This window comes from Aeribacillus sp. FSL M8-0254 (assembly GCF_038008845.1).
GTDB classification, from domain to species: Bacteria; Bacillota; Bacilli; order Bacillales; family Aeribacillaceae; genus Aeribacillus; species Aeribacillus composti.
This window is the reverse complement of the sequence record NZ_JBBOZY010000001.1, coordinates 18,645-32,500: the sequence shown is the minus strand read 5'-3', so window position 1 is coordinate 32,500 and position 13,856 is coordinate 18,645. Positions and strand designations below refer to the sequence as shown.

At 39.4% G+C, this 13,856-nt stretch carries 12 protein-coding genes, 1 tRNA gene, 1 other RNA gene, 1 pseudogene and 1 other annotated feature (1 of these 16 only partly in view); of the genes and pseudogenes, 3 read left to right on the top strand and 12 right to left on the bottom strand.

Going from position 1 to position 13,856, the window contains the following annotated elements:
* The 6 genes from NSQ44_RS00140 to tadA form a co-directional block, all read right to left on the bottom strand.
* Positions 1 to 57, bottom strand: partial view of a YaaL family protein gene (locus tag NSQ44_RS00140; RefSeq protein WP_094244829.1) — the 5' portion only. It extends 162 nt beyond the left edge of the window; only the first 57 of its 219 coding nucleotides appear in the window; it begins with the start codon at positions 55 to 57; its stop codon lies off the left edge, out of view.
* Between the two features lie 22 nt (positions 58 to 79).
* Positions 80 to 676 (bottom strand): recombination mediator RecR, encoded by a 597-nt coding sequence (gene recR / locus NSQ44_RS00135; protein ID WP_063388672.1) that lies wholly within the window; start codon positions 674 to 676, stop codon positions 80 to 82.
* 13 nt (positions 677 to 689) lie between these two features.
* Complete coding sequence (locus NSQ44_RS00130; RefSeq protein ID WP_375338795.1) at positions 690 to 1,013, bottom strand: YbaB/EbfC family nucleoid-associated protein; 324 nt, start codon at positions 1,011 to 1,013, stop codon at positions 690 to 692.
* Between the two features lie 30 nt (positions 1,014 to 1,043).
* Positions 1,044 to 2,726, bottom strand: a complete 1,683-nt coding sequence (dnaX, locus tag NSQ44_RS00125; protein WP_063388671.1) for a DNA polymerase III subunit gamma/tau — start codon at positions 2,724 to 2,726, stop codon at positions 1,044 to 1,046.
* A gap of 557 nt (positions 2,727 to 3,283) precedes the next feature.
* Positions 3,284 to 3,548, bottom strand: an RNA gene (ffs, locus tag NSQ44_RS00120) — signal recognition particle sRNA large type.
* Between the two features lie 100 nt (positions 3,549 to 3,648).
* On the bottom strand, positions 3,649 to 4,137 hold the full coding sequence (gene tadA / locus NSQ44_RS00115; protein WP_063388670.1) for a tRNA adenosine(34) deaminase TadA: 489 nt from the start codon (positions 4,135 to 4,137) through the stop codon (positions 3,649 to 3,651).
* A 132-nt stretch (positions 4,138 to 4,269) separates the two neighbouring features.
* Between tadA and NSQ44_RS00110 the strand changes: the two genes are divergently transcribed.
* Positions 4,270 to 5,556 (top strand): glycoside hydrolase family 18 protein, encoded by a 1,287-nt coding sequence (locus tag NSQ44_RS00110; RefSeq protein WP_340854374.1) that lies wholly within the window; start codon positions 4,270 to 4,272, stop codon positions 5,554 to 5,556.
* 245 nt (positions 5,557 to 5,801) lie between these two features.
* Here NSQ44_RS00110 and NSQ44_RS00105 read toward each other — a convergent pair.
* Positions 5,802 to 5,894: transfer RNA gene (locus tag NSQ44_RS00105), tRNA-Ser, on the bottom strand.
* 222 nt (positions 5,895 to 6,116) lie between these two features.
* On the opposite strand from NSQ44_RS00105, the gene NSQ44_RS18905 reads away from it, so the two are divergent.
* Positions 6,117 to 6,371 (top strand): hypothetical protein, encoded by a 255-nt coding sequence (locus NSQ44_RS18905; protein WP_094244827.1) that lies wholly within the window; start codon positions 6,117 to 6,119, stop codon positions 6,369 to 6,371.
* On the opposite strand, the pseudogene NSQ44_RS00100 reads toward NSQ44_RS18905, so the two are convergent.
* A pseudogene (locus NSQ44_RS00100) lies at positions 6,350 to 7,551 on the bottom strand (ISL3 family transposase). The gene NSQ44_RS18905 and the pseudogene NSQ44_RS00100 sit on opposite strands and share 22 nt — an antisense overlap.
* Before the next feature lie 371 nt (positions 7,552 to 7,922).
* On the opposite strand from NSQ44_RS00100, the gene lhgO reads away from it, so the two are divergent.
* Complete coding sequence (gene lhgO, locus NSQ44_RS00095) at positions 7,923 to 9,119, top strand: L-2-hydroxyglutarate oxidase (protein WP_063388669.1); 1,197 nt, start codon at positions 7,923 to 7,925, stop codon at positions 9,117 to 9,119.
* Positions 9,120 to 9,194: 75 nt separating this feature from the next.
* Here the strand turns inward: lhgO and serS are convergent, their stop codons facing one another.
* The 4 genes from serS to NSQ44_RS00075 form a co-directional block, all read right to left on the bottom strand.
* A complete protein-coding gene (gene serS / locus NSQ44_RS00090) occupies positions 9,195 to 10,475 on the bottom strand; it encodes a serine--tRNA ligase (protein WP_063388675.1) in 1,281 nt (426 codons plus the stop codon).
* A 47-nt stretch (positions 10,476 to 10,522) separates the two neighbouring features.
* Positions 10,523 to 10,739: a binding site (T-box leader), on the bottom strand.
* A gap of 50 nt (positions 10,740 to 10,789) precedes the next feature.
* On the bottom strand, positions 10,790 to 11,377 hold the full coding sequence (pdxT, locus tag NSQ44_RS00085) for a pyridoxal 5'-phosphate synthase glutaminase subunit PdxT (protein ID WP_340854372.1): 588 nt from the start codon (positions 11,375 to 11,377) through the stop codon (positions 10,790 to 10,792).
* A 13-nt stretch (positions 11,378 to 11,390) separates the two neighbouring features.
* Positions 11,391 to 12,275, bottom strand: coding sequence for a pyridoxal 5'-phosphate synthase lyase subunit PdxS (gene pdxS, locus NSQ44_RS00080; protein WP_063388667.1), 885 nt, complete (start codon positions 12,273 to 12,275; stop codon positions 11,391 to 11,393).
* 141 nt (positions 12,276 to 12,416) lie between these two features.
* Positions 12,417 to 13,775 (bottom strand): serine hydrolase, encoded by a 1,359-nt coding sequence (locus NSQ44_RS00075; RefSeq protein ID WP_094244825.1) that lies wholly within the window; start codon positions 13,773 to 13,775, stop codon positions 12,417 to 12,419.
* Between the last annotated feature and the right edge of the window lie 81 nt (positions 13,776 to 13,856).

The following is a 13,856-nucleotide window of genomic DNA, read 5'->3' as shown; positions in this document are numbered from 1 at the left end:
TTGAAGAAGCAGCTGATCGAATTCTCTTCTCAACCATTGCTTTCGCCGAATAAACATGTCTGGCAAACTCCTTTTCTCTTCAAATCTCTCGTCTTCCCTCCAGCGCTTTTGAAAGTGTGACTTCGTCCGCGTATTCTAAATCACCACCAACAGGCAGCCCATGAGCAATTCTTGTGATTTTTATGCCTGTAGGCTTTAAAAGGCGAGAGATATACATTGCTGTCGCTTCTCCCTCAATGTTCGGATTTGTTGCTAAAATTACTTCTTGAATTTCATCATTTTGCAGACGTTTTAGCAAATCAGGGATATTAATATCTTCAGGACCAATCCCGTCCATTGGCGAAATGGCGCCATGCAGAACATGATATAGACCGTTATATTCTTTCATTTTTTCCATTGCAATGACGTCTTTCGGGTCTTGAACCACACATATTATGCTTCTGTCACGGCGCTCATCTTTGCAAAGATAACATGGATCTTCATCTGTAATATGACCGCAAATCGAGCAATATGATAAATTTCGTTTTGCATTGACAAGCGCTTTCGCGAAATCCAATACTGTTTCTTCCTTCATATTTAAAACAAAAAAGGCCAGACGAACGGCCGTTTTCGGACCGATTCCTGGCAGCTTCATAAAGCTATCAATAAGTTTTGATATCGGTTCTGGATATTGCATCGAATAGATCCTCCTAGAACAACCCAGGCAAATTCATACCTTTAGTAAATCTTCCCATCGTTTCGCTTGTTAACTCATCCACTTTGCGAAGAGCATCGTTTGTTGCTGCCAATACCAAATCTTGAAGCATTTCAATATCTTCAGGATCTACAACATCTTCATTGATTTTCACTTCTAAAATTTCCTTATGTCCGTTTGCAACAACCGTGACCATACCGCCGCCAGCAGTTCCCTCCACTTTTTTTTCAGCAAGCTCCTCCTGAGCCTTTTGCATCTCCTTTTGCATTTTTTGCATTTGCTTCATCATTTTTTGCATGTTTCCCATACCGCCACGCATCATCATATTATCTCCTCCATAAGCATTTATTTACTCTTTTATTTCAATCAGATCCGTGCCAACTAATTTTTTTGCTTCGGCAATAAGCGGATCTTCGTCTTCATGCTCCTGTTGATGTGCATCGTCTGATCGTTGATTGCGCAAATAATCCTCCCTTATTTTACCCCATTCTTTCTCCGGAACGCCAATCATCTCCATTTGACGTCCAATGAGTCCTTGTAAAATCGTTTGGAGGTTTGTTAATACATGATTTTGATTTTCCGCCACCATTTTACAATGGATTTCATATTTAAATTTTAGCACAAAAGCATATTCGCAAGCAGCAACTGGTTCACTTTCATTTAAAAGGGCTGCATGCGACACTTTATTTTGCTGCTTTAGCGTTGTTAACAGATCTCCCCATCGACTTTTCACTAAATCCAAATCTTTTCGAGTAGCATTTCTCAAAATATCATAAATGCGGTCAACAGGCGTTTTATAACCGCTTTGAATTGTTTTTTGTACTTTTGCTTCTTGTTTAACAGGCGACTGTTCTTGAACTCCATGCTGAACTAATGAAGATATTGTGCGTTCAAGTTCCTGTATTCGATTAAGAAGTTCTTCATAATGAACTGAAGGCGGCTGCACACGCTCAGTTTGACATAATTTAACAATCGCTACTTCTACAAAAATACGGGGATGATTCGTCCATTTCATCTCCTGCTGGCTTTGATTCAAAACTTCAATCGTCTCATAAATTTGCTCAATAGGAATTTGTTCGCACAATGAAACGAACGCATCGTCTATTGCGACTCGTTCCATTACTTCCTCTAAGTTTGGAGCCGATTTATATAATAACATGTCGCGATAGTAATAAATGAGATCTTCAATTAATTTTAAAGGATCTTTCCCTTGATCCAACCATTCGTGGATAGTTTTTAAAGCTTCCGTAACATTGTTCTCAAAAATAAATCGGACCAAATTTGCGAGCATCTTATGAGAAACCGATCCAGTTATAAATAATACATCCTCCAATGTGACTTTATCATCGCTAAAAGAGATGGCTTGGTCCAACAGACTCAGTGCATCTCGCATCCCACCATCAGCCGAGCTCGCAATAACCTTTAACGCTTCCTCTTCAACCTTGATCGATTGATTTTCCACAATTTCCTTCATGCGACGTACGATGGATTGAACAGAAATACGCCGGAAATCAAAGCGTTGACATCTCGAAATAATGGTAAGCGGAATTTTATGAGGTTCAGTTGTAGCCAAAATAAAAATCACATGTTTTGGAGGTTCTTCAAGCGTTTTTAATAAAGCATTAAATGCTCCGATTGAAAGCATATGAACTTCATCAATAATATATACTTTATATTTGACCGCCGCAGGTGCAAATTTGACTTTATCGCGAATATCGCGAATTTCATCTACTCCATTATTAGAAGCTGCATCAATTTCAATAACGTCCGAAATCGATCCTTCCGTGATTCCTTTACATGCAGGACACTCATTACAAGGCTCTGCAATTGGTGCTTGTTGGCAGTTGACAGCTTTCGCAAATATTTTTGCAGCGCTTGTTTTACCTGTTCCTCTAGGACCTGTGAAAAGATAAGCATGCGAAAATTTATTTTGTAAAAGGGCATTTTGCAATGTTTTCGTGACGTGTTCTTGTCCCACGACATCACGAAACTGCTGTGGCCTCCATGCTCGGTATAAAGCCTGATAACTCAAGTAACGCCCTCCCCTTTATACAGTAATCTTTCATTTATTATACCTGATTGTTTAAACGAATGTAAGTTTTCCATAAGAAGGATAAAAAACTTATGAAAAAAAAAATAAAACCGATCTCTGTAAAAGCGTCTCCAGTTAAATAGACAGCACATGTAACCAGCCTGAGACCGATATTCATTAGGACTTTAAGCTGTTTCTCTTTTGAAGCCGTTGATAGTTATTATGCATAATGCATCCTTCATCTTTTCGGACGTGCGGAAAAAGTATGGATGGGACTTGAAATGGGACGGCGTATTCTGTATGGTTTTAGCCGCTAAGGACACTTTTGTTTCAAGATCTTCTTGGGGAGTTTTAAAGTCTTCCTAATATTTTCTTCATTTCTTTCTGCTCAAAGTGTTTTCCCCATCATGCATCAATCCATATTTTAAAGTTACATTTTTTAGGCTTTACATCATACGCTGTTCATATTTCTCTCATCGAAAAAATCCCCTTATAGTTGACAGACTTTTCTTTTTCTGCCTACTATAAGGGGATCTTATTGTTTGATATGATAACTGCCGTGCACCTTCTGTCGATTAGCAACCCTAGGCGTTACTCAAGCAGTTAGCTCAGTCCAGGCAACCCTGCGGCACATGAGAGCTTCCACTTAATGCTGCTTCCTTCCGGACCTGACATGGTTCATGGATTCTCATTGCACAGGACCCAAACGTCAACACCACTTACTTGAGGCAGACCCTAAAATATACTAACCTCGAGAAGGAATTCGGCCTCGCTAGAGCGGATTGCGAGTACAGGGCACCGCTACCTCCCCGCTTAGCACGGCAAAGTTTAAACCGATTTTCACTTTGCGCCGTTTAAGGACGCAAATTTAGTATATATGTTTTTTCGAGAAAATGCAACGCTTCCCAATATGTTAAAAAATTCAATTGTTTTTATTTTTCATTTTCAACCGTTTTTTCTCTTCCCGCAACTTTTGAAAAAAACAGGTTAACATTTCACTGCATTGCTCCTGCTTCACGCCTGAAATTACTTCTGTTTGATGATTGAAACGAGGTTCATTTAATAAATTCATTAACGTTCCTGCACAACCAGCCTTCGGATCGAAAGCGCCGAAAACTACACGTTCAATTCTTGACATTACAATCGCTCCTGCACACATTGGACATGGCTCAAGCGTCACATATAGCGTCGAGTTCTCGAGTCTCCACGTTCGAAGCTTCCTGCACGCCTCATCAATTGCCAATATTTCCGCATGAGCGATTGACCTCTGCTCGGTTTCCCTCAAATTATGAGCTTTTGCAACCACTACATCATCTACAACAAGCACAGCACCAATCGGAACCTCGCCAATCTTTTCCGCCTTCTTCGCCTCTTCAATTGCTAAAGTCATATAATATTCGTCTTTAGTCATTTTTTGCTCCTCATCCTATCGATATAATTTCATCTTAAAAAAAGTGCGGGTTCCTTTCAACCTTTTCCAAAAGCATGTTTTCTGCGATGAAAACATAAAATTTACAAACAGTTTTTACAGGAGGTCATGATTTTGCTAATTCATGTTGTTCAATCTGGGCAAACGCTTTATTCCATTGCACAAACATATGGAACATCTATAACAGCCATCGTTGAAGCAAATGAAATTCCTAATCCTGATCAGCTTGTTGTAGGTCAAGCAATTGTTATTCCAATCATCGGACAATTTTACACCGTTCAACGGGGAGACAGCCTTTGGAGCATTTCAAGAAAATTTGGTACGTCTGTATTTGAGCTTGCAGCAGTAAATGGACTGAATATAAATCAATTATTGCCTATTGGCCTGCGATTATATATCCCAGAACGGCCTAAACGGCAAGCAGAATTTAATGTATATTTAGAACCGCTTGGTGCTCAAGTCAGCCAAAGTCTCGAAGACAGCGCAAGAGAGACTGCCCCTTATTTAACCTACCTTACCCATTTTAGCTTTCAAGCACAACGTGACGGTTCTTTAAAAGAGCCGCCGATTGGGAACTTGCAAACTATTGCTAATGAACAAAATTTAGTGTTTTCAATGGCTGTCACAAATTTGGAGAACAATCAATTTAGTGCAGAGTTAGGGCATATATTGCTGACAGACGATGATGTACAAACTAAATTTTTAAATAATATTATTGCCACAGCAAAAAAATATCAGTTTCGAGATATTCACTTTGATTTTGAATATTTGTTTCCTGCCGACCGAGAAGCCTATAATCAATTTTTGCGAAGGGCGAGAGACAGGATGCACAGTGAAGGGTGGTTCATTTCCTCTGCATTAGCCCCTAAAACAAGCGCAGAGCAAAAAGGACAATGGTACGAGGCCCACGACTATAAAGCACATGGAGAAATTGTGGATTGGGTCGTCATTATGACATATGAATGGGGGTACAGCGGCGGACCGCCAATGGCTGTTTCTCCTATCGGCCCAGTCCGTGATGTACTCGAATATGCCGTTACGGAGATTCCTCCACAGAAAATTATGATGGGACAAAATTTATACGGTTATGACTGGACTCTTCCCTTTGTACAAGGCGGGCCTTACGCAAAAGCGATAAGTCCGCAGCAGGCGATTCAGCTTGCATCAAAATACAATGCAGAAATCAAATTTGATGAAGAAGCCCAAGCCCCTACTTTTCGATATACGGATGAAAACCAAAAGGTTCATGAAGTTTGGTTTGAAGATGCCCGTTCCATACAAGCCAAATTCGATCTTGTAAAAGAGCTGCATTTGCGAGGTGTCAGCTATTGGAAACTAGGAATTTCGTTTCCGCAAAATTGGCTGTTGATTATTGATAATTTTCAAGTCGTAAAAAAATAAATACTTCTTTATAAACAACTATTGATCAAATGATCTTAAATATGAGGAATTTCTGTTTTGTTTTTCAAAAAAATAAAAGAGGTGCCTAATAAGTTGTTTTTCAGCTTATAGACGCCCCTTTAACGTTTATATCGATGATTTTTGTTTTCCATGAGGATTAGCCATTTTGTTTTAAAAAATAAAAAATTCGTTACAGCCCGTAACGAATTTAGCCAATCTCCAATTTATGCGCACTCGGTAAATAATGGCGGAGGAGGAGGGATTCGAACCCCCGCGCGGTTTGACCCGCCTCTCGGTTTTCAAGACCGACCCCTTCAGCCAGACTTGGGTACTCCTCCGTATGACATGGACTAATATAGCACAGTATAAAATGTATGTCAATAAACTCATAAAAGTTATCAAATAATTTTTTTCCTTAAACGGGGCTGTCCAAAAAGTCAGGGTAACTGACTTTTTGGAGCCCCTCATTTTTTCACTTTTTTTAAAAAAAATGCACAAAAAAATCGTCCTTTCTAGTAAAATGAAGTTACCACACAACATTACAGAAAGGACGATTTTTTATGAGCAATCAAATGATTACTCGTGAAAATTATAACACACAAATGACACTTCCTCTAGATGGAAAAGAAGAAAAAACTCCTGCCAAAAGAAATTTAGCCCCTACTTTCAAACCATATGACAACCGTCAAGTTCAAATGATTTATGATATTGAATCTCTTATACCCGAACATCACGTGGCACGTGTTGTGGACGAAATGGTGGAAGCGATACCAGATGAACAATTGTTTTCTCATTATAAAGGCGGCGGCACCTGATTTTTATAAGTTTTACCTGTACATTCCAAAAATACACGTAGCCGAAATCTTTCAAGGTTTCTGAAGCCAAAAGCACGTCTTTTGATGTTCTTACTCTTATGATTTGTCCCTTCAATCCGGCCATTCGTAAAGGGGTAAGAAAATATTGTAAAATTTGTGCCTTCCAATTTTCTATCGTCTTGGCAACTTGATGAAATGAAGGAAATGGGCTGCTCCATGCGAGTTGAATCCATTCTTCTAAGAGTGAATCAGCTGTATCATAGTCATTCACTTGGTATATTTCTCTAAAGAGTTCTTTTAGAAAATAGGCATATGACAATTCTGAATGCTCTTTGAGCATCTCGTCTAATTGTTGTTTTTCATTAGCCGTTAACTTTTCAGAACCTTTCAAGAGTTTAAACCGTCCCTTTTTTAGTCCAGGAGTTTTCTTTCTAACTTGGTCAAGTGCATGTGTCACCTTTTGCACCACATGATATTTATCAATGACGATACAGGCCTCTGGGAATATAGATTTAACAGCTTTATGGAAGGGATCCCACATATCCATAACAACGGTATGAACACATTTATTAGACAGAATCTTCTTGGCAAGTAAGATCTGAGTTGAATGATAACTCCGTTGATGTTCCATACCAAGCACACTCCCGGATTGGGTATCCATAAGAACTGTTTCATATCGGTGACCCTTTCGGACAGCGATCTCATCAAGGCTAAGGATTAATTCATGGTTTTCTAAAACACTTTCAAGAGTTTCTAAATGCTCCTTCTCTTTTTCTTTAGCAGCGGAATAAAATATTCTTTCAACAGTTGTATAAGGTATTTTTTCCTTTCGACTCACTTCTTGGATAGTAGAGCCAATGCACATTTCGTACAGATATTCTCTGTACCGATTGGTCTGATGCTTATTAGGACGGATAGATTCAAATGTTTGTGAAAATACCTCATTACAGTTGTGACAACGGTATCTATACACTCTGACAAATAAGAAAAGGGGCTTGCCTAATACGGACAAGTCACGAACCTTTCTTGTCCGCCAGTCATGGACATGACTAGAAAAAAAACCGCAGTAAGAACAGCGTTCTTCTGTAGTATTTTTCTCAACATGTAACAAATTGCAATCTTCAAGAAACACTTGTTTAACAACTTCAAATTCTGGCAAATCTAGTGATACGGAAAACACTTTAGAACCTCCTGTTATGTTAAGTCACGCTAACATTATTGCCAGGAATTCGTGAGTGTTTTCCTTATTTTTTGGGTTAAATCACAAAATGTGGTGATGAATCAAAATTCGAAAAAAATCGATTGTATTTCATTCATCATGTTATAAACTTGAATTGCAAGTTAATTTAAAGCGCTCACAAATGGACACTATTCTTTTCGGGACATGAACAAAGGCATCTTTTCCCCGCAATCGGCTGCTATCTTTGCATTGATTTGCCGCGCTTTTAAAACAGCATGTATAAAAACAACTGAAGCCTAGTGCAAAACGTAAATCCCTTAAAAAATGAGAGTGAGAAGCTTGCGGATGACTAGAGGAGGACGGAGAAAAATATGTATGATTATGTAATTGTCGGTGGAGGAATAGTCGGCTTATCCACTGCATTGGCAATATATGAACAACACCCAAACGCAAAAGTGGCAATAATCGAAAAAGAAAATAAAGTTGCCTCCCATCAAACGGGTCATAACAGCGGGGTGATCCATTCCGGTATATATTACAAGCCCGGGAGCTATAAGGCGCAGCTTGCGAAAAAAGGTAATCAGGCAATGATCATGTTTTGCCAAAAATACGATATCCCTTATGAAGTCTGCGGCAAAGTAATCGTTGCTAGCGATGAACATGAGCGGGAGGAGCTTGAGAAGCTGTTCCAACGCGGATTAAAAAACGGCCTCAATATCCGGAAAATTTCAAAGGAGGAGCTTCATGAATTTGAACCTTATGTGAATGGAATAGAAGCCATTCATGTTCCATCAACAGGTATTGTAAATTTCCGTCTTGTTAGTGAACGGATGGCAGATTTAATCCTCGAAAAGGGCGGGGAGATCTTTTTAAACGAAAAAGTAGAAGTGATTCATGAAAAAAAACAAGAAGTTATCGTTGAAACAGCAAACAAAACCTTTCAAAGCCGATTTTTTATAAATTGTGCAGGACTTAACAGCGATCGTATTGCTAAAATAGCAAATCTGTATACGGATGTGAAAATTGTTCCATTCCGTGGAGAATATTATATGTTAAATCCGCAAAAATCATATTTAGTTAAAAACTTAATCTATCCTGTACCAAATCCTAATTTTCCATTTTTAGGCGTTCACTTTACTAGAATGATTGACGGATCTATAGATATAGGTCCAAATGCTGTTTTAAGCTTGAAAAGAGAAGGGTATAAAAAAAGCGACGCAAATATGAAAGATTTGTTTGAAGTATTAACGTTCCCCGGTTTTTGGAAATTAGCAGGTCAATATATGAAAGAAGGACTCGAAGAAATGATTCGATCGATGTCAAAGAAAAAGTTTGTCGAAAATGTTCAAAAACTCATGCCCGATATTACAGAAGAAGATTTGCTGCCTGGACCATCTGGTGTCCGAGCTCAAGCTTTAAGTAAAGACGGAGCTTTAATCGATGATTTTTATATTGTACCAACGAAACGGTCCATTCATGTGCTGAACGCTCCATCTCCAGCAGCGACAGCATCCATTGAAATAGGAAGAACAATTGCCAAACAAATGATACAACGGCAGCCTATATAAAATACATTTGTACATAAAAGGGGGATATGGAGGAACCCCTCCTACCCCCCTTTCATTTTTTCTATTCAGTAAGAATTACTTTTTACTAATTACTGTTTTATTTCCCATATATGGACGCAGAACTTCAGGAATGACGACAGATCCGTCTTCTTGCTGGTAATTTTCCAAAATGGCTGCTACTGTACGACCTATTGCAAGCCCAGAACCATTTAACGTATGCACATGCTCAGGCTTTGCTTTCGGATCCCGTCGGAACCGTATATTCGCCCGGCGAGCCTGAAACGCTTCAAAGTTGCTGCAAGAAGAAATTTCACGATATGTTTGATAGCTTGGAAGCCATACTTCAAGATCATATTTTTTTGCTGCCGTAAAGCCTAAATCAGCTGTACACATGCTCATAACTCGATATGGAAGTCCTAACAGCTTCAATACGTTTTCAGCATGACTTGTTAATTTTTCTAATTCCTCATAAGAATCTTCAGGCTTTACAATTTTCACAAGCTCCACTTTGTTAAATTGATGCTGGCGAATAAGGCCGCGCGTATCTCTTCCGGCCGCCCCTGCCTCAGAACGGAAGCAAGCGCTGTACGCTACATAATTGATTGGAAGCTGCTTCTCCTGTAAAATTTCATCACGGTGCAAATTTGTGACAGGAACTTCCGCTGTTGGTATTAAGAAATAATCCTCACCTTGAATTTTAAAAGCGTCTTCCTCAAACTTCGGAAGTTGTCCTGTTCCGATCATGCTTGTACGGTTCACTATATACGGAGGCAAAACTTCCTCATAGCCATGTTCTTCAACGTGCAAATCTATCATAAAACTGATAAGCGCCCTTTCTAATCTTGCGCCCAAACCTTTATAAAATACAAAGCGGCTGCCGGTCACCTTGCCGGCTCTTTCAAAATCGAGAATTCCTAATTGGTCGGCAATTTCCCAATGAGGTTTTGGTTCAAAACGAAAGGTCGGGATTTCTCCCCATTTGCGGACTTCTACATTATCTTCCTCTGAATCGCCGACTGGAACGCTCTCATGCGGAATGTTTGGAATCGACAAAATCAAGGTTTCTAACTTTTCTTCAATCTCTTTTAATTCCTCATCAAGTGTTTTGATGCGTTCTCCTACTTGACGCATTTCTTGAATTAAATGATCTGTGTCTTTCTTTTCTCTTTTCAATTCGGCGATTTTAGAAGATACTTCATTTCTTTTGCTTTTTAATTCTTCCGTCGTAACAATTAGTTCACGACGCTTTTTATCCAAGTCAACAAATTGATCAAAATCAGTTAAATCCTCTCCACGGTGTTCAAGCTTCTTTTTTATTTCTTCAAAATTTGACCGTAAAAATTTCATATCAAGCATCATGGACACTCCTTCGCTTTTATATTCAAAATAAAAACTCCCGTCCAAAAAGGGACGAGAGTATACCCGCGTTGCCACCCTGCTTGAAGGCATCAGCCTTCCACTTACAAAGGTAACGGTTTTTTCCGTAAATGCTTACTAACAAAAACTTGCATTCAGCATTTCACTCAAGGACGGATTCACAAGCGTTTTTCACTGGTTTCCACCAACCACCAGCTCTCTTAAGAAAAACAACTTGCTACTAGTTCCTCTCATTGCTTTAGATCTATTTATATTCATAAATTTACTATAAGTTTAGGGTTTGTTCAACTTTTTTATGCATGAACTTTCTCGTTTGATTCCTTCACCATATTTAAAAAATATTGCACAAATCGATGATCATCCGTCAATTCCGGATGGAATGAACATCCAAGTATGTGGCCTTGTCGAACAGCAACAATTCGATCCTCATGTTTTGCTAAAATTTCAACATTTTCTCCTGTTTCTACAATATGCGGAGCGCGAATAAACACCCCTATAAAATCGTCCCCAACTCCTGCAATGGTTAATTCCGCTTCAAAACTTTCACGCTGGCGGCCGAAAGAATTCCGTTCAACGACCACATCCAATACACCAAGGTGCGGCTCATCTTGTCCAACAATTTGCTTCGCCAGCAAAATAAGACCAGCACATGTACCGAAAACAGGTTTTCCTCCCTTTATAAATTCTTTCAAAGGGTCCATCAACCCATACTTTTCAATCAATCTTCTCATTGTCGTGCTTTCGCCGCCTGGTAAAATAAGTCCATCGATATTTTGCAATTGTTCGGATTTTTTAATTTTTACGCCTTCTGCACCACAAGCTTCGATTGACTGAATATGCTCCCTCACAGCACCTTGGAGTGCCAAAACTCCTACTTTCATTTTGTATTCTCCTTTACCAACCACGTTCTTGCATACGATGTTCCGGAAGCAATGAAGAAATATCGATCCCTTTCATCGCAGTTCCAAGATCTTTCGATAAATGAGCGATTAATTCATAATCCTCATAGTGTGTGGTCGCTTCCACAATTGCCCGGGCATACTTTCCTGGATTTTCAGATTTAAAAATACCTGAGCCGACAAACACACCATCTGCACCAAGCTGCATCATCAACGCTGCGTCAGCAGGTGTTGCAACGCCGCCAGCAGCAAAATTCACGACAGGGAGTCGTCCTTCCTTTTTAATTTGTAGCAGCACTTCATACGGGGCTCCTAAATTTTTTGCTTCCGTCATTAGCTCATCTTCGCTCATGCCGACAATTTTCCGAACCTGTGCATTCACTTTCCGCATGTGACGAACTGCTTCTACAATGTTGCCAGTTCCCGGTTCGCCCTTCGTTCTGAGCATGGAAGCACCTTCTCCAATCCGGCGAGCTGCTTCTCCTAAATCACGGCAGCCACAAACAAATGGAACCGTAAATTCCCGCTTATTTATATGAAACTCTTCATCAGCCGGTGTCAACACTTCACTTTCATCAATATAATCAACACCGAGCGCTTCTAATACTCGAGCTTCTACAATATGTCCAATACGGCATTTTGCCATTACTGGAATCGTAACCGCGTTCATGACCTCTTCAATAATCGTCGGATCAGCCATGCGGGCAACCCCGCCTGCCGCACGAATGTCAGCAGGAACTCTTTCCAGCGCCATGACGGCAACCGCACCTGCTTCTTCAGCAATTTTGGCCTGTTCTGCATTGACCACATCCATGATGACGCCGCCTTTTTGCATTTCGGCCATTCCCCTTTTTACTCGATCAGTACCTGTAATTGCCATTTCTATAGTTCCTCCTTAATGATACATTCAAATGCATACGTCTATTTTATCCTAATTTTTATAAAATTCCTATCAAATTTCAAGGATTTCTTTTATTTTAAATATAGTAAAAACCCCCAACAAAATGTTAGGAGTTATGCATTAAAACCAGCTTTTTACCATGTTTGCTGCTCCGTTCCATACATCACCAAAAAAACTACCAATGCCTCTCATTGATAATACAAACCAGTTAGCTTTTTCGACTTTTGTTTTTGTCACTACATCAACTTTCGCTTCGGATTCACCTGTTACAAATCCGTAATCCTGGCTGTTCCCTTTATATTCTACGGACATATACCCGACCTTGGCGCCCTTTTTAATTGGTGCAGTCAGCTCTCCGTTCGCAGTTAAAAGCTTTTTATCTAAAACATATTTCGGCTCATACTGGTCTTTTTCCCCACGTTTAATAGGGAGCTTTAAAGAATCTTTTGTTTCTATTTCTACTTTTTTCTCTTTTCCTTTTACAACAGATACAGTTGATTTATTTTTTATTTGATATTGCGCAGGAAATAATTCCTCAATGGAAAAATTGCTGAAAACATAGTCCATTAGTTTTCTAGTTTCACTAAAACGATGTACGTAATTGTTGCTCCCTTTACCTTTCGCATTCATAACAACTGTGATGATTCGCATTCCGTTCCGTTCGGCTGTTCCCGTAAAGCTGGAGCCCGCAAAATCGGTATATCCTGTTTTTAACCCGTCTACACCTTCTGTACCATAAACTAATCCAGGCAGCATCCAGTTCCAGTTTTCCATTTTAATCTCATCATCCGTACCTTCTCGAAAAGCTTTTCTCGTAATTTTGGCCGTTTCTAAAATCTCAGGATACTCCTTTAAAAGATGGTACGCAAGGCTGGCAACGTCTCTCGCAGACATTACATTTTCTTCTTCCTCACCTGTTCCTTCCGGATGCATCCCCATTAAGTCTCTATTGTTTAAACCTGTCGCATTTACAAACTTCGTATGCTTCAAGCCTAGTTCTTTCGCTTTTTCATTCATCATTTTCACAAAATTTGTTTCCGATCCACCGATCACTTCTGCCACTGCAATCGCCGCACCATTTGCAGAATAAATGGCCATTGCTTCATATAACTCTTTTATTGTATAACTTCCATCTTTTCTTAAAGGGACATTGGATAAACTGCGATTTTGGGAAATTTTGTAAACATAATCACTTGGACGATATGTTTGATCCCAAGAAACTTTCTTTTCATGGATCGCTTCCAGCAGCAAGTATTCAGTCATCATTTTTGTCATACTTGCAACTCCAAGAGTTTTATCAATATTTTTTCCGTACACAATTTTCCCTGTAGAGGCTTCAACGGCAATGGCTGCAGAGGCATTGATGCCCAATGGGTCATTTTCTTCAGCATTTATTTTGGGAGACAAAGGGGAAAATGCCGTCATCAATAAAAACGTGATGACGAGAGCCGAGATGAATTTTTTCGTGAAGTGCACCATGATTACCTCCATTTATTTGAAAATATCTATTTTAAAAAATAATTAATAGTTAACACAACAAAATTGATTTTAACATACATC